The organism is Streptomyces sp. NPDC092370 (genome assembly GCF_044755265.1).
Taxonomy (GTDB): domain Bacteria; phylum Actinomycetota; class Actinomycetes; order Streptomycetales; family Streptomycetaceae; genus Streptomyces.
Map to the genome: position 1 here is coordinate 576,247 of NZ_JBIVQO010000004.1, position 17,925 is coordinate 594,171.

General features: G+C 72.2%; 15 protein-coding genes. 3 read left to right on the forward strand and 12 right to left on the reverse strand.

Translation table 11 applies throughout. The features are described from left to right. Positions 1-46: 46 nt before the first annotated feature. Together ACIQHQ_RS16720 and ACIQHQ_RS16725 are read right to left on the reverse strand one after the other, a co-directional pair. Positions 47-1,228 carry a glutathionylspermidine synthase family protein gene (locus tag ACIQHQ_RS16720; RefSeq protein WP_402612649.1) on the reverse strand — a complete coding sequence of 394 codons (1,182 nt, stop codon included), beginning with the start codon at positions 1,226-1,228 and terminating at the stop codon, positions 47-49. A gap of 17 nt (positions 1,229-1,245) precedes the next feature. Then, a complete protein-coding gene (locus ACIQHQ_RS16725; RefSeq protein WP_402612650.1) occupies positions 1,246-1,599 on the reverse strand; it encodes a hypothetical protein in 354 nt (117 codons plus the stop codon). Between the two features lie 125 nt (positions 1,600-1,724). Between ACIQHQ_RS16725 and ACIQHQ_RS16730 the strand changes: the two genes are divergently transcribed. Further along, positions 1,725-2,570 carry a hypothetical protein gene (locus ACIQHQ_RS16730; protein ID WP_402612651.1) on the forward strand — a complete coding sequence of 282 codons (846 nt, stop codon included), beginning with the start codon at positions 1,725-1,727 and terminating at the stop codon, positions 2,568-2,570. A gap of 109 nt (positions 2,571-2,679) precedes the next feature. Here ACIQHQ_RS16730 and ACIQHQ_RS16735 read toward each other — a convergent pair whose 3' ends face one another. Next, positions 2,680-4,068 carry a PLP-dependent aminotransferase family protein gene (locus tag ACIQHQ_RS16735; protein ID WP_402612652.1) on the reverse strand — a complete coding sequence of 463 codons (1,389 nt, stop codon included), beginning with the start codon at positions 4,066-4,068 and terminating at the stop codon, positions 2,680-2,682. Positions 4,069-4,115: 47 nt separating this feature from the next. Between ACIQHQ_RS16735 and ACIQHQ_RS16740 the strand changes: the two genes are divergently transcribed. Both ACIQHQ_RS16740 and ACIQHQ_RS16745 read left to right on the forward strand, forming a co-directional pair. Beyond that, entirely contained in the window at positions 4,116-4,625 is a 510-nt protein-coding gene (locus tag ACIQHQ_RS16740) for a carboxymuconolactone decarboxylase family protein (RefSeq protein WP_402612653.1), read from the forward strand. A 64-nt stretch (positions 4,626-4,689) separates the two neighbouring features. Further along, positions 4,690-5,409 carry an isocitrate lyase/phosphoenolpyruvate mutase family protein gene (locus ACIQHQ_RS16745; RefSeq protein WP_402612654.1) on the forward strand — a complete coding sequence of 240 codons (720 nt, stop codon included), beginning with the start codon at positions 4,690-4,692 and terminating at the stop codon, positions 5,407-5,409. Positions 5,410-5,412: 3 nt separating this feature from the next. On the opposite strand, the gene ACIQHQ_RS16750 is transcribed toward ACIQHQ_RS16745, so the two are convergent. The 9 genes from ACIQHQ_RS16750 to ACIQHQ_RS16790 all read right to left on the reverse strand — a co-directional run bounded on the left by ACIQHQ_RS16750 (position 5,413) and on the right by ACIQHQ_RS16790 (position 17,764). After that, a complete protein-coding gene (locus ACIQHQ_RS16750) occupies positions 5,413-6,369 on the reverse strand; it encodes an ABC transporter substrate-binding protein (protein ID WP_402612655.1) in 957 nt (318 codons plus the stop codon). 1 nt (position 6,370) lies between these two features. Continuing rightward, positions 6,371-8,320, reverse strand: a complete 1,950-nt coding sequence (locus ACIQHQ_RS16755) for an ABC transporter permease (RefSeq protein WP_402612656.1) — start codon at positions 8,318-8,320, stop codon at positions 6,371-6,373. Then, positions 8,320-9,432, reverse strand: a complete 1,113-nt coding sequence (locus tag ACIQHQ_RS16760) for a glycine betaine/L-proline ABC transporter ATP-binding protein (RefSeq protein ID WP_402612657.1) — start codon at positions 9,430-9,432, stop codon at positions 8,320-8,322. The genes ACIQHQ_RS16755 and ACIQHQ_RS16760 overlap by 1 nt, the downstream gene beginning before the upstream one ends. Next, the gene (locus ACIQHQ_RS16765) at positions 9,429-10,961 is read right to left on the reverse strand and encodes a GMC family oxidoreductase (protein WP_402612658.1); all 1,533 of its coding nucleotides are present in this window, start codon (positions 10,959-10,961) and stop codon (positions 9,429-9,431) included. Before ACIQHQ_RS16765 ends, ACIQHQ_RS16760 begins: the two co-directional genes overlap by 4 nt. A 125-nt stretch (positions 10,962-11,086) precedes the next feature. Continuing rightward, a complete protein-coding gene (locus ACIQHQ_RS16770) occupies positions 11,087-12,607 on the reverse strand; it encodes an aldehyde dehydrogenase family protein (protein WP_402612659.1) in 1,521 nt (506 codons plus the stop codon). An 804-nt stretch (positions 12,608-13,411) separates the two neighbouring features. Next, entirely contained in the window at positions 13,412-14,401 is a 990-nt protein-coding gene (locus ACIQHQ_RS16775; RefSeq protein ID WP_390987870.1) for a malate dehydrogenase, read from the reverse strand. 331 nt (positions 14,402-14,732) lie between these two features. Next, positions 14,733-16,046: a DUF2690 domain-containing protein gene (locus ACIQHQ_RS16780; RefSeq protein WP_402612661.1), complete on the reverse strand. Its 1,314-nt coding sequence runs from the start codon at positions 16,044-16,046 to the stop codon at positions 14,733-14,735. A 364-nt stretch (positions 16,047-16,410) separates the two neighbouring features. Continuing rightward, positions 16,411-16,920, reverse strand: coding sequence for a DUF3017 domain-containing protein (locus ACIQHQ_RS16785; protein ID WP_402612662.1), 510 nt, complete (start codon positions 16,918-16,920; stop codon positions 16,411-16,413). Next, entirely contained in the window at positions 16,910-17,764 is an 855-nt protein-coding gene (locus ACIQHQ_RS16790) for a bifunctional methylenetetrahydrofolate dehydrogenase/methenyltetrahydrofolate cyclohydrolase (protein ID WP_402612663.1), read from the reverse strand. Before ACIQHQ_RS16790 ends, ACIQHQ_RS16785 begins: the two co-directional genes overlap by 11 nt. Positions 17,765-17,925: the final 161 nt, after the last annotated feature.

A 17,925-nucleotide genomic window follows, 5' to 3' on the forward strand; every position in this document is an offset into this window, starting at 1 on the left:
GTCGCGAGTTCCCCGCGCCCCCGGGGGAACCGCGCCCGTCCCCGATCTAAAGGATGACGTGGGGCAGGAACCGTGCGTATTCGTCCGTGATCAGGCCCGACGACTCGCGGATGCCCAGGCCGGCCGACTCGTTCTCCACCACCCACGCGCCCAGGACCACCCGGTTGCCGTCGAAGTCGGGCAGGGGGGCCAATCGCTGGTAGCAGCACGGTTCGTCGCGGAGCGCGGGGGCGGATCCGGGCTCGTGGATCGTGACACCCGCGCCCTCCCGGCCGAGGAGGGGCTTGGCCGCCCAGCCCGTGGTGGTGAGGTCCCGGGGGCCGTCCAGGTAGGCCGGGAGGAGGTTGGGGTGGCCGGGGTAGAGCTCCCAGAGGACGGCCAGCAGGGCCTTGTTGCTGAGGAGCATCTTCCAGGCCGGTTCGATCCACAGCGTGGAGCCCGTGCCGCCGCCGTTGTCGAGGGTGTCCAGGACGTGGCCGGCGAAGCGGTCGGTGGTGAGCCATTCCCAGGGGTAGAGCTTGAAGACGCTGCGGATGAAGCGCAGGCGCTGGTCGACGAAGCGGCCGGAGAGTCGGTCCCAGCCGATCTCCTCCATGGAGATCCAGTCGGTGGCGAGGCCCGCCTGCTCGGCGGTCTCCTTCAGGTAGGCCACCGTCATCATGTCCTCGCCGAGTTCGTCGGCGGAGGAGTAGGCGAAGTGGAGGGGGCCGCCGGGCGGGAGCAGGGCGGCCTGGTTCTTCCACGCGTCGACGAGGCGTTCGTGGAGGGAGTTCCACTGATCGGCGCCGGGGAAGCGGTCCTCCATCCAGAACCACTGGGGCGACGCGGCCTCCACCAGTGAGGTGGGGGTGTCGGCGTTGTACTCCAGGAGCTTGGCCGGGCCGGTGCCGTCGTAGCGGAGGTCGAAACGGCCGTAGAGGGAGGGGAGTTCGGCGCGGCGGTGCCAGGCCTCGGCGACCGCGCCGGCCACGCGGGGGTCGGTGATGCCCAGGTCGGCGAAACGGTCCGCGGTGACGATGTGGTCGGCCGCCGCCAGGCACATGCGGTGGAGGTCCTCGACCACCTCTTCGAGGGCTTCGATCTCCTCCAGGGAGAAGACGTAGTACGCGCTCTCGTCCCAGTAGGGGCGCAGGGAGTCGTCGGGGTAGCGGGTCAGGGGGTAGATCAGGCCCTGTTCCTCGACGGTCTGCTGCCAGCCGGGGCGGGGCTCGGTGATCCGGCGTTCCATCTGCTGCGTCCGCCCGGTCAGCCGCCGCCGCTGCCGGAGCCGGAGCAGCCGAAGCCGCCCCGGTCGACGGCCTCGCTGCGGCTGAAGGTGCCGTGGTCGGCGTAGCCGCCGCTGACGTCGGCGTCGTAGTACCAGTCGGCGTCGGCGGCCCTGGTCTTGCCGCTCTTCTTGCGGCCCTTGCCGGAGGAGGAGGCGCCGGACGAGCAGTTCTTGTCGGCGACGATCTTGTAGCCGTTGATGTAGTCGTAGCTGTCCCGGTCCACACAGCGGCGGTCGGGATCGGAGCCGCACGCGGACAGGGCCGCCGCGAGGACGCCCATGCCTCCCAGCACCACCGTGCTCGAACGCAGCCTTCGCCGTGTTTCAGCCATATGTGTGTCTCCCCCGGTCTCCCCGCTGTGCACCGACAGACGGTCAGCCTAGAGATCGGTGTGACCGGGCGTGCATGACCCCCCGTCCACGACCGTTCCCCTACTGTCGATTTGTGATTTTTGGAATGCTGTGCGCCCTTGGTGCGGCGGTCTGTTTCGGTACGGCGACGGTGTTGCAGGCGATCGCCGCGCGGGCGGCGGCGGCGACCGGCCCGGGCGGGGACGTGGCACTGCTGTGGCGGGCGCTGCGGCAGTGGCGGTACCTGGCCGGACTCGCGCTCGACGGGATCGGTTTCGTGCTCCAGATCCTCGCGCTGCGATCGGTGCCGATCTACGCCGTCGGGGCGGCCCTGGCCGCGAGCCTCGCGGTGACGGCCGTGGTCGCGGCACGGCTGCTCAGGGTGCGGCTGAGCCGTGTCGAATGGGCGGCGGTGGCGGTGGTGTGCGCCGGGCTCGCACTGCTGGGGCTGGCGTCCGGCGCGGAGGGCGACGAGCCGGGTCCGGCGTGGCTGAAGTGGGCGATGCTCGGGGCGGCGGCGGGGGTGCTGCTGCTGGGTGCGGCCGGCGGGCGGTTGCCCGAACGGGGGCGGGCCCTGGCGCTCGGTCTGGGAGCGGGGCTCGGGTTCGGGGTGGTGGAGGTGTCGGTGCGGCTCATCGACGGTCTGTCCCCCGGTGAGCTGTTCCCGAATCCGGCGACGTACGCGCTGCTGCTCGGCGGCGGGGCGGCGTTCCTGCTGCTGACCTCGGCCTTGCAGCGCGGGTCGGTGACCACGGCGACGGCCGGGCTGGTGCTCGGGGAGACCGTCGCCCCCGCGCTGATCGGTGTGGTGTGGCTCGGGGACCGTACGCGGCCGGGGCTGGGGTGGCTGGCGCTTCTCGGTTTCGCGGTGGCGGTGGTGGGGGCGCTGGCGTTGTCGCGGTTCGGGGAGGCACCGGTGGTGGCGGAGGAGAGCGTCGTCGCACCGCGGTGACGCGGTGCCCGGAAGGGCCGTGCCCTCGGCGAGGAGCCCCACCGCCGGACATCCTCCCGGCTGCCTCGCGGGCCACCGGGACCTTGCCCGGGCGGTGGAAAGCGCGTGTTCACCCGGGCAGTACGGCGCACAGCGCGTCCAGCGCGCCGGACCACGCGTGGTCCGGGGGTGTCCCGTATCCGACGACCAGGGCGTCGAGCGGCTCGGCCCGCGCGGCGGGGTTGCCGTAGCGGGCGAGGCCGTGGAGCGCGAGGCCCCGCCAGTGGGCCGCCTGGATCACCGACTGCTCGGTGCCGGGCGGCAGCCGCAGCAGGACGTGCAGACCCGCCGCGATACCGGTGACGTGGGACTTCGAGGCCCTGGCCGTCACGGCGGCGACCAGGGCGTCCCGGCGGCGCCGGTAGCGCAGGCGGTTCGCGCGCACGTGCCGGTCGTAGGCACCGGAGGTGAGGAACTCGGCCAGGGTCAGCTGGTCCAGGGCCCCGCAGGAGTCGACGCCGCCCTTCGCGGCCGCGACCTCTTCGGCGAGGCCCGGCGGCAGCACCATCCAGGCCAGCCGCAGCCCGGGCGCGAGGGATTTGCTCGCGGTGCCCAGGTAGACCACCCGGTCGGGGTCCAGGCCCTGCAGCGCGCCGACGGGCTGCCGGTCGTAGCGGAACTCACCGTCGTAGTCGTCCTCCAGCACCAGCCCCCCGGTGCTCCGGGCCCAGTCAACGACGGCCGCACGGCGGTCGCGGTGCAGGGGTACGCCCATGGGGAACTGGTGGGCGGGGGTGAGCAGCAGCGCGTCGGCCCCGGGCAGGGCGCCCGGGTCGGTCCCCCGCCGGTCGAAAGGCAGCGGGGCGGTGCCCAGACCGCAGCCGGCCAGGATGTTCCAGTGCGCGTCGAGCCCGTACGCCTCGACCGCGACCATCGCCGCTCCGCGCGCCCGCAGCACCGTGCCGAGCAGTTTCAGGCCGTGTGCGAACCCGGCGCACACCACGATCCGTTCGGGTTCGGCCCGCACGCCCCGGGCCCGCGAGAGGTACCCGGCGAGCGCGGCCCGCAGCTCGGGGCGGCCACGGGGGTCGCCGTAGCCGAGGGCGTGGTACGGGGCGGCGGCGAGGGCGCGGCGGGCGGCCTTGAGCCACTCCGCGCGCGGGAAGGACGCGAGATCGGGGCTGCCGGGTCGCAGGTCGTAGGCCGGGCGGGCGCGGGTGCGGGGGTGGGGTGCCGTGCCGGACGGCGGGACGACCTCGCGCGCGGCGACCCGGGTGCCCGAGCCCTGCCGGGCGGTGAGCCACCCCTCGGCGGCCAGGTCGGCATAGGCGTCGGCGACCGTGTTGCGGGCGATGCCCAGGTCGGCGGCGAGCGCGCGGGAGGAGGGCAGCCGGGTGCCGGGGGCCAGCCGGCCGGAGCGCACCGCCTCGCGCAGGGCATCCGTCAGCCCTCGGCGCAGGCCCGGCCCGGCCGGTTCCACGTGCAGGTCGAGGCCCAGAGTGGCCCAAGGTTGCGCCATGGAAATGGACCATACTCCTGGGCGACTTCCTTCTTAGGGTCGAGGGCATGACGACGCACACCGACGAAACCGAGGCCGTGGCGTACGCCCCCGAGCAGCCCGCCCGGCTGGAGTGGACCAAGCACGCGCCCGAGGTCTACAAGGCGATGGTCCGGCTGGACACCGCGGCCCGCAAGGGCCTCGACCACAAGCTGTACGAGCTGGTGAAGATCCGCGCCTCCCAGATCAACCACTGCGCGTTCTGCATCGACATGCACACCAAGGACGCCCTCGCCTCGGGCGAGACCGTCGAGCGGATCGTGCAGCTCAGCGCCTGGGAGGAGTCGCGGCACTTCTACACCGCGAAGGAGATCGCGGCACTGGAGCTGACGGAGGCGGTGACGGTCCTGACGGACGGGTTCGTGCCGGACGAGGTCTACGAGCGGGCGGCCAGGCACTTCGAGGAGGCGGAGCTGGCGCAACTCATCGCGGCGATCACGGTCATCAACGCCTGGAACCGGTTCGGGGTGACCTGCCGTATGACGCCCGGGCACTACCAGCCGGGCCAGTACAAGTGACGACCCGCGACAACCGGAACCGGGTGATGGTCACTCGCCGGATTCCGCCAGGGGGATACACGCCGTGAGCAGGATCGAGACGTTCCGCGCCCTGCACCACCACCGGGCGCCGGGTGATCCGCTGGTGCTGCCCGGGCCCTGGGACGCGGCCAGTGCGCGGGTGTTCGCCGAGGCCGGGTTCCCGGCGCTCGCCACACCCAGCGCCGGGGTCGCCGCCTGTCTCGGCTACGAGGACGGGCAGGTTCCGGCCGACGAGATGTTCGCGGCGGTCGCCCGGATCATCCGGGCCGTCGACGTGCCGGTGTCCGCGGACGTGGAGGGCGGATACGGGCTCGCGCCGAAGGAGCTCGTGGAGCGGCTGCTGGAGGTGGGGGCGGTCGGCTGCAACCTGGAGGATTCCGCGGACGGAGTGCTCAAGGACCCCCGCGTGCACGCCGGCTGGCTGGCCGAGGTGCGGGAGGCGGCAGGTGACCGGCTGTTCGTCAACGCGCGCATCGACACCTTCGTCCGCGGGGTCGACGATCCCGGACGGGCCATCGAGCGGGCCGCGTTGTACGTGGCCGCGGGCGCCGACTGCGTGTACCCGATCGGCGCCCCGCCGGAGGTGCTGCCGCTGCTGCGGGCCGGGATCCAGGGGCCGATCAACGTGGGGGCTCCGACGGAGGGTGGCCCCTCGCCCGCCGAACTCGGCGCGAAAGGGGCCACCCGGATCACCTTCGGGCCGGGACTCCAGCGCCGGGCCACGCGGGCCCTGCGGGAGATCGCCGACCGACTGAGCCGGTGAGCGTCAGGACAGCCACTTCTTCCACGTGGACCTGTGGCTGTCCACCCACTTCTTCGCCGCGTCCTCCGGTGTCATCTTCTGGTCGGCGATCATCAGGGAGACCTCGTTCTGGTCCTCCGTCGTCCACCGGAACTTCTTCAGGAAGGCCGCCGCCTTGCCGCCCTTCTTCGCGAAGTCCGCGTTGAGGTACTTCTGCAACGGGGTGTGCGGATAGGCGCAGGCGACCTTGTCCGGGTCGGCGTCGCAGCCCTCCTTGTACGGCGGCAGCTTCACCTCGGTCATCGGGACCTTCTTGAAGAGCCACTGCGGCGAGTACCAGTAGGTGAGGAACGGCTTCTTCTCCTTGGCGAACTGCCGTATCTGCGTGATCTGCGCCGCCTCGGACCCGGCGAACACCACCTGGTAGTCCAGCTTCAGGTTCTTCACCAGCGCCTTGTCGTTGGTGACGTAGGACGGCGAACCGTCCATCAGCTGGCCCTTGCTGCCGCTCTCCGGGGTGCGGAAGAGGTCGGCGTACTTGTCGAGGTTCTTCCAGTTCGTGATGTCGGGGTGCTGCTTGGCGAGGTACGTCGGGACGAACCAGCCGATGTGGCCGGTGACGCCGAGTCCGCCGCCGCGCGCGATCGTCTTCTTGTCCTTGACGTAGCGCTGCTCCTGCTCGGGGTGGCCCCAGTCCTCCAGGAGCGCGTCGACGCGGCCCTGGCTGAGGGCGTCCCAGGCGGGCACCTCGTCGACCTGGACCGTGTCGACGCGGTAGCCCAGCTCGTGCTCCAGGATGTACTGGGCGACGGCCACGTTGGACTGGGCGCCCACCCAGGACTGCACGGACAGGGTGACGGTCTTCGCGCCCTGCGCGTTGGCGAAGGGCGAGGCCTGCTTGGTCATGTCGGCGGCACCGCAGCCGGTGAGCAACGCCAGGGAGCTCAGCGCGGCGACCGCGGCAGTGGTACGGACGCGCATGTCAGGCTCCCTTCTTCGCGCGGCGTTCGGTGGGCTGGGTCACCCGGTCGAGCATGAGGCCGAGGCAGACGATCGCCGCGCCGGCCACCAGACCGGTCGCCAGGTCGCCCTGGGCGAGACCGAAGACGACGTCGTAGCCGAGGGCGCCACCGCCGACCAGACCGCCGATGACGACGACGGCGAGGACCAGGACGAGGCCCTGGTTGACGGCGAGCAGCAGCGCCGGGCGGGCCAGCGGGAGCTGCACCTGCCTCAGCTGCTGCCAGCTGGTCGCGCCGAGCGAGCCGGACGCCTCCAGCGCGGCCGGGTCGACCTGGCGCAGGCCCTGGGTGGTGATGCGGACGACGGCCGGCAGCGCGTAGACGATCGCGGCCGCGACGGCGGGGGCGCGGCCGACGCCGAACAGGGCGACGACCGGGATCAGGTACACGAACTGCGGCATCGTCTGGAACACGTCCAGGACCGGGCGCAGGGCCCGCTCCAGACGGTCGCTGCGGGCCGCGGCGATACCGACGGCGAAGCCGACGGCGAGGGTGACGGCGACGGCCGCGAGGACCTGGGAGAGGGTGTCGAGGGAGGGCTTCCAGACGCCGAGGACGCCGATCGCGGCCATGGCGAGGACGGCGGTGAGCGCGGTGCGCCAGGTGCCTATCACCCAGGCCAGCGCTGCGACGATCAGCAGGACCCCCCACCAGGGCAGCGCCTGCAGGCTGTCCCGCGTCGGGTCGAGGACCCAGGTGGTGAAGTGGCCGGCCCAGTCGGCGGTGCCGCCGATGACGGGGACGCCCGAGTACAGGTGCGCGGTCATCCAGTCGACGGCGCGGTTGACGGGCTCGGCGATGCCGAAGACCCAGGTGTCGGGCCAGTCGAGGCGGCCGGCGAGCCGCCCGGCGACCGCCACGGCGACGACACCGGCGAGCGCGATGAGCCAGCCACGGCCGCTGTGGGGCTCGGGTTCGGCGCCGAGCTTCTCCCCCGCCGCGCCGGTGACGCGGTCGAGGACGACGGCCAGCAGCACGATCGGGATACCGGCGGCGAGCGCGGCACCGACGTCGACCGAGGCCAGGGCCTGGTAGACGCGGTCACCGAGACCGCCCGCGCCGATGACGGCCGCGATGACGGCCATGGACAGCGCCATCATGATCGTCTGGTTGAGGCCGAGGAGGAGTTCCTTGCGGGCCAGCGGGATGCGGGCCGTCAGCAGGCGCTGGCGTGCGGTGGAGCCGAGCGATTCGACTGCCTCCAGCACCTCCTTGTCGGCACCGCGCAGACCGAGCGAGGTGAGGCGGGCCATGGGGGGCGCGGCGTAGACGACGGTGGCCAGGACGGCCGCCGGGACGCCGATGCCGAAGATCAGCACGACCGGCAGCAGGTAGGCGAAGGCGGGCAGCACCTGCATGGTGTCCAGGACCGGGCGCAGCACGCGGTCCATCCGGTCGGACAGTCCGGCGGCGAGCCCGAGCAGCGCGCCCACCACGACCGACGCGAGGACCGCGACGGTCATGAGGGCGAGCGTCTGCATGGTCGGGACCCACATGCCGAGCAGCCCGCAGGCGAGGAACGCGACGGCCGTGCCGAGGGCGAGCTTCACCCCCGCCACCCGCCATGCGACGAGGGCGCCCAGGGCCGTGACGCCGGCCCAGCCGACGGCCAGGAGGATGAGGTAGACGGCCCGTACGGCGATGACGACGACATTGCTGACGTGGCCGAGGAAGTACAGGAACAGCGGGTGGCTGTCGCGGTTGTCGATGATCCAGTCGCTGGCCTTGGCGAGCGGCTCGGAGAAGTCGACGGTCAGCGCGCCCGGCCAGGCGCCGCTCGCCCAGCGGGCGTTGGCCAGCGGCACGAGGATCGCGGCGGCGAGTCCGAGCAGCAGCAGCTTGCGGACGGCGTGGTGCTTGAGGAGGGCGGGCAGGCCGATACGCGTCGGGGAGGCGGTGATGGTCGCCATCACACCGCCTCCTTGGGCTGCCGCTTGCCGGGCGGAGCGGGCTGCTCCGTCCCGGCGACGACGCCGAGGAGCGTGTCGGAGTCGACCACGCCCACGCACCGGCCCTTGTCGACGACCCGGGCCGGAGCGCCGGCGCGGGCGACCGCCTCGATCGCCTCGGACACCGTCGCGTCGGGCCGCACCGCCGGTCCGCTGCCGTCCTGGCCCGCCGAGGGCCGGCGCATGGCCGAGCGGACGGTCATGACCTGCTCGCGCGGGACGTCCCGGACGAACTCGCGGACGTAGTCGTCGGCGGGCGAGCCCACGATCTCCTCGGGCGTGCCGAGCTGCACGACCCGGCCGTCGCGCATCAGGGCGATGCGGTCGCCCAGCTTGAGGGCCTCGTTGAGGTCGTGGGTGATGAAGACCATCGTGCGGCCCTCTTCCTGGTGCAGCCGGACGACCTCATCCTGCATATCGCGCCGGATCATCGGGTCGAGCGCGCTGAACGGCTCGTCGAACAGCAGGACCTCGGGGTCGACGGCGAGCGCGCGGGCGAGGCCGACGCGCTGGCGCTGGCCGCCGGAGAGCTGGCCGGGCCGGCGGTGCTCCATGCCTTCCAGACCGACCTTGGCGACGACCTCGGCGGCCCGCTCGCGCCGCTCGGCCTTGCCCACGCCCTGGATCTCCAGGCCGTAGGCGACGTTGTCGAGGACCGTGCGGTGCGGCAGCAGGCCGAAGTGCTGGAAGACCATGGCGGCGCGGTGGCGGCGCAGTTCGCGCAGCCGGGAGCGGTCCATGGCGCGGACGTCCTCGCCGTCGATGGCGATGGTGCCGGCCGTCGGTTCGATCAGCCGGGTCAGACAGCGCACGAGCGTGGACTTGCCGGAGCCGGACAGGCCCATGACGACGAAGACCTCGCCCTTGCGCACGTCGAAGCTGACGTCGCGGACGGCGGCCGTGCAGCCGGTGCGGGCGCGCAGCTCGGCGGGGTCGAGGGCGGTGAGCTCGGGGTCGGCGGGGATGCGCTCGGCCTTGGGGCCGAACACCTTCCACAGACCCTCCACCGAGAAGACGGGCGTGGTGTCGGTGTCCATGGTCTGCTCCGTCGGGGGTTCGAGGGTCGCGGTCATCGGGAACCACCACCGATCAGCTCGGCGGCCTTCTCCCCGACCATGAGCACGCCGATCATCGGGTTCACGGTGGTCATGGTGGGGAACACGGAGGCGTCGGCGATGCGGATGCCCTCCAGGCCGCGGACGCGCAGCTCGGGGTCGACGACGGCGCTCGGGTCGCCGACGTCGCCCATCTTGCAGGTGCCGGCGGGGTGGTAGACGGTGTGCGCGACCTTGCGCGCGTACTCGCTGAGCTCCTCGTCACCGGTGACGTCCGGGCCGGGGGCCACCTCGCGCTTGAGCCAGCCGGCCAGCGGCTCGGTCCTGGCTATCTCACGGGCGATCCTGATGCCGTCGACGAGGGTCTTGCCGTCGTAGTCGTCCTCGTCGGTGAAGTAGCGGAAGTCCAGCGCGGGCTTGACCTCGGGGTCGGCGCTGGTCAGGTACAGGCGGCCGCGGCTCTTCGGCTTGGGGATGTTCGGTGTCATGGAGACGCCGAACTCCGGGCGTTCGTAGCCCAGTCGCTCCGGGTTGTCCGTGAACGGGATCTGGTAGAAGTGGAACATCAGGTCGGGGTGCGCCAGTTCGGGGTCGCGGCGCACGAACAGGCCCGCGTCGGAGTCCATCGCGGAGTTCTCCGGGATGGGGCCGTTGGTCTCCCACACGATGACCGACTCGGGGTGGTCGAGCAGGTTCTCGCCGACGCCGGGCAGGTCGTGCGTGACGGGGATGCCGAGCTTCTCCAGGTCGGCCTTGGGGCCGATGCCGGAGTGCATCAGCAGCCGGGGCGAGTCGACGGCGCCGGCGCACAGCAGGACCTCGGCCCGCGCCTTGACGAGGATCTCCTCCCCGTCCTTGGTGCGCACGTGCACGCCCTCGGCACGGTTGCCGTCCAGCTGGAGCTTGTACGCCCAGGTCTCCAGCAGGATCGTCAGGTTGGGCCGTTCGTCCATCACCGGGTGGAGGTAGGCCACCGACGCCGAGGAGCGCTTGTTGTTCTCGGGGTGGTAGGCGAGGTCGAAGAAGCCGACGCCCTCGGTGAACGGCTGCTTGTTGAAGCCTTCGACGCGCGGCACGCCCAGCGCCTCCTGGGCGGCGTCGACGAAGTCGCGGGCGATGGCGTTGCGGTCCTTCTCGTCGACCGGGACGATGTTGTTGAGGAGCCGGGCGTAGTACGCCTCCATCTGCACCGCGCCCCAGCCCTTGGCGCCGGCGCTCTCCCACTCGTCCCAGTCGGCCGGCAGCGGCTTGAAGGCGATCAGGGTGTTGTGCGAGGAGCAGCCGCCCAGGACACGGGCCCGGCTGTGCCGGATATGCGAGTTTCCGCGTCGCTGTTCGGTGGTGGGGTAGTCGTAGTCGAGCTCGCCGCCGAGCAGGCCCATCCAGCGGCGCAGGGTCAGTACGTCGTCACGGCCGACGTCACTGGGTCCGCCCTCGATGACGGCGACGGTGACGTCCGGGTTCTCGCTCAGGCGGGAGGCGATCACGGAACCTGCGGTTCCGCCGCCTATCACGACATAGTCGTACTCGTGGCTGGTGTGGGACATGGCGTGCTTGCTCCAGTGGGGATGAAGTGAACGGGCTCGGGGGGAAGGGGACGTCAGCCCGGGATGTGGGGGTGAACCCGGGATGAGGAGTCGGCGGCCCGGCGGCCCGGCGGGGGTGCGGGGGGTCAGCCCGCGAACCAGCGCACCGGCTTCGGAGCGAGGTTCTGGTAGACGTGCTTGGTCTCCCGGTATTCGGCGAGTCCGGCCGGGCCGAGTTCGCGGCCCACTCCGCTCTTGCCGAAACCGCCCCACTCCGCCTGCGGCAGGTAGGGGTGGAAGTCGTTGATCCAGACGGTGCCGTGGCGCAGCCGCCCGGCCACGCGGCGGGCGCGGCCCGCGTCGGAGGTCCAGACGCCGCCCGCCAGCCCGTACTCGGTGTCGTTGGCGAGGGCGACCGCCTCGTCCTCGGTCCGGAAGGTCTCGACGGTGACGACCGGCCCGAAGACCTCCTCCCGTACGACGCGCATCTCGCGGTGGCAGTGGTCGAGGACGGTCGGCTCGTAGAAGTAGCCGTTCTCCGGGCGCTGCGGGGACGGCTCGGGGCGCTTGCCGCCGGAGCGCAGCACCGCGCCCTCCTTGAGGGCGGACTCGACGTACATCTCGACCTTGGCGCGCTGCTGCTCCGAGACGAGCGGCCCGCACTCGACACCGTCCTCGGTGCCGCGGCCCAGGCGGATCTTCTCGGCCCGCCGGGCGAGTTCGGTGACGAAGCGGTCCCGGACGGACTCCTCGATGATGAGACGGGCACCGGCCGAGCAGACCTGGCCGCTGTGGATGAAGGCGGCGTTGAGGGCTTGGTCGACGGCGGTGTCGAAGCCCTCCTCGGTGGCGCAGGCGTCGGCGAAGACGACGTTGGGGTTCTTGCCGCCGAGTTCGAGGGCGACCTTCTTGACGGTCGGGGCGGCGGCCTCGGCGACCTTGATGCCGCTGACCAGGCCGCCGGTGAAGGAGACCAGGTCGACATCGGGGTGCTCGGACAGGCGTGCGCCGACGGTGTGGCCCGGGCCGGTGACGATGTTGGCGACGCCGTCGGGGAGTCCGGCCTCGACGAGCAGTTCGATGACCGCGATCGTCGTCATCGGCGTGATCTCGCTCGGCTTGACGACGAAGGTGTTGCCGGCGGCGAGGGCGGGGGCGATCTTCCAGCTGGCCTGGAGCAGCGGGTAGTTCCAGGGCGTGATCATCCCGCAGACGCCGATGGGCTCGTGCACGACGACGCTGTGGATGTCGGTCGAACCCGCGTCCACGACCCGGCCGGGGGCCTCACCGGCGACCAGGTCGGCGAAGTAGCGGAAGGCGTCGGCGACGCAGTCGATGTCGACGCGCCCCTCCTCGACGGTCTTGCCCGCGTCGCGGGCCTCCAGCCGGCCCAGCTCCTCGCGGTCCCGCACGAGCAGGTCGGCGACGCGCCTGAGCAGCGCGGCCCGCTCGGTGGCCGGTGTGTGCGGCCACGGCCCCTCGTCGAAGGCGCGCCGGGCGGCGGCGATCGCCAGGTCGGTGTCCTTCTCGTCGCCTTCCGCGACCACGGCGAAGGGCAGGGCGTCCGCGGGGTCGAGGATCTCGCGCGTGGCGCCGGAGACGGCCGCGCGCCACTTTCCTCCCGCGTGAATGGTTTCGCGTGCCTGAAGTTCGGTACTTTCCGCCATGATCGCTTGTTCGCCTTCCGTTCCTGATCAGCGCCCCTGTGTCACACACGTGTCACTAAGAGACCGGGTTCGCCTGCCCGACTCCCCCGGATGCATGCGCGCCGATGGCCGAAAGTGCGCTGGGTCACGGGGGATGCGGACAAATCCCCTCATGCCACCCAAGTGGTGAGCGCGGTCCGCCACCGTCCCCCAGCCGCGCGGGAGCACTGGCGGTCACCACGCCCGCGGCCGGGCGCGGAGGGCCTCCCGTAACGCCCCGCGCGACCAGGCATGCGCCGGCTCCACGCCGTGACGCGGGTGCCATGCCGGCCCGGCCTCGACCGGCGAGAGCGGAAGGGGGACCTCGAAGGTGACGGCCCCAGGGCCCGGGTCATGGGGAGGCGGCGGACTGGCCCTCATAGGCCCCGGCCTGCTCGGGGTGTCACGGCGGGCACGCCCTACCCGCTGTACGCCTGCTGGCCGCTGGTCATCTCGGCCGGTGCCGGGGGTGCATGCCGGCCCCGACCCCTGGGCGTCGTCACATCCCTGCCGCCCACCAGGCAGGTCTGTGCTCCGGCCTCGGCACCTGCCGCCCAGGAGATCGGCGCGGCCCTCGGCGTCGCGGTCACCGGCACGGGCCTGGCTTCCCACGGTGACCTCCACACGGGCATGGCACCGGCCCTGCGCACGGTCGGCGTGGTGGCCCTGGCCCCCACGGCGGCGGTTCCCGCCGGATGCGGCGGGTCCCGGCAGACCTCGGGAAAGCCCGCAGGCCCCGCACCGGAACCGGTGCGGGGCCTGCGCGTCGACGCGGAGAGACTCCGGTCAGATGAGGCCGAGGCCGCGGACCGCCTCGCGCTCCTCCTCGAGCTCCTTGACGGAGGCGTCGATCCGGGCGCGGGAGAACTCGTTGATCTCCAGGCCCTGGACGATCTCGTACTTGCCGTCCTTGGTGGTGACCGGGAACGAGGAGATCAGGCCCTCCGGGACGCCGTAGGAGCCGTCCGACGGGATACCCATGGAGACCCAGTCGCCGTCGGCGGTGCCGTTGACCCAGCTGTAGACGTGGTCGATCGCGGCGTTGGCGGCGGACGCGGCCGACGAGGCACCACGGGCCTCGATGATGGCGGCGCCGCGCTTGGCGACGGTCGGGATGAAGTCCTCGGCCAGCCACTTCTCGTCGTTGACGACCTCGGCGGCGTTCTTGCCGGCGACCGTGGCGTGGAAGATGTCGGGGTACTGGGTGGCGGAGTGGTTGCCCCAGATGGTCAGGCGCTTGATGTCGGCGACCGTCGAACCCGTCTTCTTCGCGAGCTGGGTCAGCGCGCGGTTGTGGTCCAGGCGGGTCATGGCCGTGAACCGCTCGGCGGGGACGTCCGGCGCCGCGGCCTGGGCGATCAGGGCGTTGGTGTTGGCCGGGTTGCCGACGACCAAGACCTTGATGTCGTCCGCCGCGTGGTCGTTGATGGCCTTGCCCTGCGGCTTGAAGATGCCGCCGTTGGCCTCCAGCAGGTCGCCGCGCTCCATGCCCTTGGTGCGGGGGCGGGCGCCGACGAGCAGGCCGACGTTGGCGCCGTCGAAGGCGACGTTCGGGTCGTCGGTGATCTCGATGCCCTGGAGGAGCGGGAACGCGCAGTCGTCCAGCTCCATGGCCGTGCCCTCGGCCGCCTTCAGGGCGGGCGTGATCTCCAGCAGGCGCAGCTTCACCGGCACGTCCGCGCCGAGCAGCTGACCGGAGGCGATGCGGAAGAGCAGGGCGTAACCGATCTGGCCGGCCGCGCCGGTGACGGTGACGTTCACGGGAGTGCGGGTCATGGCGTTCTCCGTATGACAGCTGGCGGTGGGGCGGGGTCCCTGCCCCGGACGTTTGATCGATCTCTTGGCATCAAGAGATCGATCCAGCGGTCAGGCTATCGCGCATCCGGGATCCCGGACGTCCGGGTCGGTGTGGCCCGGCCCACAACCCCTCCCCCTGTCCATGCGAAAGGCGGCCGCCCGTCCGGGAGAGGAGGACGGAGGCGGCCGCCTGGGGGATACCGACCATGCCGGACTCCCGTGGGGGTACGGTTCGCGTGCCCCCGATTCCGGCGGGCATTCCTCCCTGTCCGAGATTTCTCCCCGGGTCCGGGTGGACCGCTCCACGCGCCTACTCGGTGCAGCCCTTCTGGCCGGCCGCCAGCGTCGCGCAGGCCTTGGCGTCGGCGGCGCTCTTCACCGCCACCATCGGGGTGTACGCGATCGTGTCCCCGGCAGCGGTGATGCCGCCGGACTGCTTCGCCTTGCCCGCGCTGATCTGCACCTCGTCGCCCGGTGCCGCCTGGGTGATGCGCCCCCAAGCCGACTTGCAGGTCTCGCTGTAGCGGACCTCGACCGTGGCCGCGCCGACGGTCGCCGTCCGCGCGGTGGTCACCAGGTCACCGCTGCATCCCATGGCCTCCGCGTCCTTGCCGGTGCAGCTGTCGCCACTGCACTTCACACCGGGCGGCAGCTTCGGGTCGGCGCTGACGGTCGGCGAGGGCGATGTGTCGCTGCCCTTGTTCTCGTCTCCGCCACCGGCGCCGGTGAGGTAGAACGCGCCGGCGATCACCACGAGCACGCCCACGACACCCGCGAGGAAAGTCGCGGTCCGCTTCTTGCCCGCGGAGGCGGGGGCGGCGCGACGGGTCCCGCCGGAACCACCGGAGGCTCCGCCGGCCCGGGCCGGGACGGCGTCCTGCGGTTCGCCGTACGAGCCCGCCCCGCCCGCGGTCCGGCCGGGGCCGCCGGGCGAGCCGGCGGGGGTGGCGGGCCCCGAGCCGGGCCGGGAGCCCCCGCCGGCGCCGGGACCGGCGGAGCGCCCGCCCGTCGGCGACGGGCCCTGGTACCCGGCCATGCCCCATGAGTTGACCTCGGGCTCGGCCCTCCGGCTCTCCCGCACACCCGCGCCGGTGGAGTCCTGGACCTCGGGGGCCGTCGGCTGCGGCGGCACGGACGGCGCCACGCCGGCCGGTCCCGCGATGCCCGGCGTGACGGTGGTGCCACCGCGGCGGGCGGGCTTGCCGCTGCCCGCGGAGGCCGCTTCGCCCCCGCCCGAGGAGGACGTCCTGCCGGTGGCCGCGGGGTCGGTGAAGTCCTGCCCGCCGAACTCGCCGAGCGCGGCGCGCGCCTGGGAGATCCGTATGGCCTCCATCGTCATGTCGTGCCGCATCTCCGAGCGGCTCCAGGCACGCTCGGCGAGCTCCCACATGGTGGTCAGGTGCACCGGATTGGTGCCGGTGACCTCGGCCAGGGCCACGATCGCGCCCTTCGGCGCGAGCAGCCTGCCGTTCAGGTAACGCTCCCAGGACGTCTTGCTGTAGCCCGTGCGGTCCGCCACCGACGCGATACTCAGGCCGCTGCGGTCCACGAGCCTGCGCAACTGACTGGTGAACTCCCTGATCTGTGGATCGAGCTCATCCGGCAAGGCCTTCCAACGAGGCATTGCTCCCCCTCTTCCCCCCGGTACGTGCTGATATTTCTCGCGCTGTTCGCCCCGCGCGTGGCGGCCTTGGCCGAGTCCCCGTTCTGGATACCCACAGGGATGCGCCCACTCAGGATCTCAGTTCCCTGACGAGGGGCGCACAGGAGCATGGTGACCGCGCGCGGTACACCCTGGACCGTCCCGATTGTCCATGCCGGCCCCGCGCTTGCACCACTTCATGCCGAATTGGATGCGGGACGTAGCGGAACCGTCACTTCCGTGCCACAGCGCACTGACAGCCGTTGAACAGGCCGTTCGCCGTGCTGGAGGGTGGGGCGTGACGGCGTCCCGTCCCTCCTCGGGGGAAGGGACGGGCCGCCGTCAGTCATTCGTTGGTGACCGTGAAGTGCAGGGTGTCCTTCAGGAACGGGATCTGCAGCCACGGATTCGGCTGCGCCATCAGCGCCAGCAGGACGATCACGGTGCCCAGCAGGCCGCAGGTGACGATGTCCGTGAAGCGGGAGCGGACGGCGAGCATGCCGACGTCCGGCAGCAGCCAGCGCATCGCGCCGCCGCCCAGCAGAGCGACACCGATCAGCAGCGTCCCGAACCGGAACTGGCCGAACGCGGTCACCAGCAGCCCGAGCCCGGCCAGCCCCAGCACGGCGAGCACGGGCCACTGGCGCGCCGGCGCGGGCGCGTCCCCGGACGCGGCCCGGCCGCCGCCCTCGGGCCGCGCGGTGTCCTTGGTGAACAGCGGGAAGCGCCGGGTGACCCGCCGCGGCCGCCCCTGCGCGTCGGGCGCGCTGATGGGGTCGCGGACGGTGATGTCCTCCGGCGACTCCTGCCCGCTCGGCGTGTCATGCTCGCCCGGGGCGCGGTGCTCAGCCGACACTGCGCTCCGCCGCCTCGACCACGTTCACGAGCAGCTGGGCGCGGGTCATCGGGCCGACTCCACCGGGGTTCGGGGAGATCCAGCCGGCGACCTCGGCGACGTCGGGGTGGACGTCGCCCACGATCTGGCCCTCGGCGCTGCGGGAGACACCGACGTCGAGGACGGCCGCGCCGGGCTTCACGTCCTCGGCGCGGATGAGATGGGCGGAACCGGCGGCGGCCACGATGATGTCGGCGCGCTTGAGGTGCGCCGACAGATCACGCGTGCCGGTGTGGCACTGGGTCACGGTCGCGTTCTCGCTGCGGCGGGTGAGCAGCAGCGGCATCGGCCGGCCGATGGTCACACCCCGTCCGACGACCACGACCTCGGCGCCCTTGATCTCCACGCCGTAGCGGCGCAGCAGCGTCAGCACGCCGTTCGGGGTGCAGGGCAGCGGGGCGGGCTCGTTGAGGACGAGGCGCCCGAGGTTCATCGGGTGCAGCCCGTCGGCGTCCTTGTCCGGGTCCATCAGCTCGAGGATGCGGTTCTCGTCGATGCCCCTGGGCAGCGGCAGTTGCACGATGTACCCGGTGCAGGCCGGGTCCTCGTTCAGTTCGCGGACGACCGCCTCGATCTCCTCCTGGGTCGCCGTGGCGGGCAGTTCGCGCTGGATGGAGGCGATGCCCACCTGCGCGCAGTCGCGGTGCTTGCCGGCGACGTACTTCTGGCTGCCGGGGTCGTCCCCGACCAGGATCGTGCCGAGGCCGGGCGTGACGCCCTTCTCCTTCAGCGCCGCCACGCGGGCGGTCAGATCGGACTTGATCGCGGCTGCGGTGGCCTTGCCATCGAGAATCTGGGCGGTCATGACCCCATCCTCGCGGATGACCCCGCCGCGGTTCCAATCCGACCGCAATCCGGGCACCGCGGGGCCCGTCCTCCCGTATCCGCCCATGATCAGCGATGTTGCACTTGCACAACACATCGGGAATGCGGCTGGACAAGCCGGTCAGTGGTGCAGAACGATGA

Coding starts and splice junctions, on each gene's coding strand:
- ACIQHQ_RS16720 (WP_402612649.1), bottom strand. CDS start 1,228: ATGGAACGCCGGATCACCGAGCCCCGCCCCGGCTGGCAGCAGACCGTC.
- ACIQHQ_RS16725 (WP_402612650.1), bottom strand. CDS start 1,599: ATGGCTGAAACACGGCGAAGGCTGCGTTCGAGCACGGTGGTGCTGGGA.
- ACIQHQ_RS16730 (WP_402612651.1), top strand. CDS start 1,725: ATGCTGTGCGCCCTTGGTGCGGCGGTCTGTTTCGGTACGGCGACGGTG.
- ACIQHQ_RS16735 (WP_402612652.1), bottom strand. CDS start 4,068: ATGGCGCAACCTTGGGCCACTCTGGGCCTCGACCTGCACGTGGAACCG.
- ACIQHQ_RS16740 (WP_402612653.1), top strand. CDS start 4,116: ATGACGACGCACACCGACGAAACCGAGGCCGTGGCGTACGCCCCCGAG.
- ACIQHQ_RS16750 (WP_402612655.1), bottom strand. CDS start 6,369: ATGCGCGTCCGTACCACTGCCGCGGTCGCCGCGCTGAGCTCCCTGGCG.
- ACIQHQ_RS16755 (WP_402612656.1), bottom strand. CDS start 8,320: ATGGCGACCATCACCGCCTCCCCGACGCGTATCGGCCTGCCCGCCCTC.
- ACIQHQ_RS16760 (WP_402612657.1), bottom strand. CDS start 9,432: ATGACCGCGACCCTCGAACCCCCGACGGAGCAGACCATGGACACCGAC.
- ACIQHQ_RS16765 (WP_402612658.1), bottom strand. CDS start 10,961: ATGTCCCACACCAGCCACGAGTACGACTATGTCGTGATAGGCGGCGGA.
- ACIQHQ_RS16770 (WP_402612659.1), bottom strand. CDS start 12,607: ATGGCGGAAAGTACCGAACTTCAGGCACGCGAAACCATTCACGCGGGA.
- ACIQHQ_RS16775 (WP_390987870.1), bottom strand. CDS start 14,401: ATGACCCGCACTCCCGTGAACGTCACCGTCACCGGCGCGGCCGGCCAG.
- ACIQHQ_RS16780 (WP_402612661.1), bottom strand. CDS start 16,046: ATGCCTCGTTGGAAGGCCTTGCCGGATGAGCTCGATCCACAGATCAGG.
- ACIQHQ_RS16790 (WP_402612663.1), bottom strand. CDS start 17,764: ATGACCGCCCAGATTCTCGATGGCAAGGCCACCGCAGCCGCGATCAAG.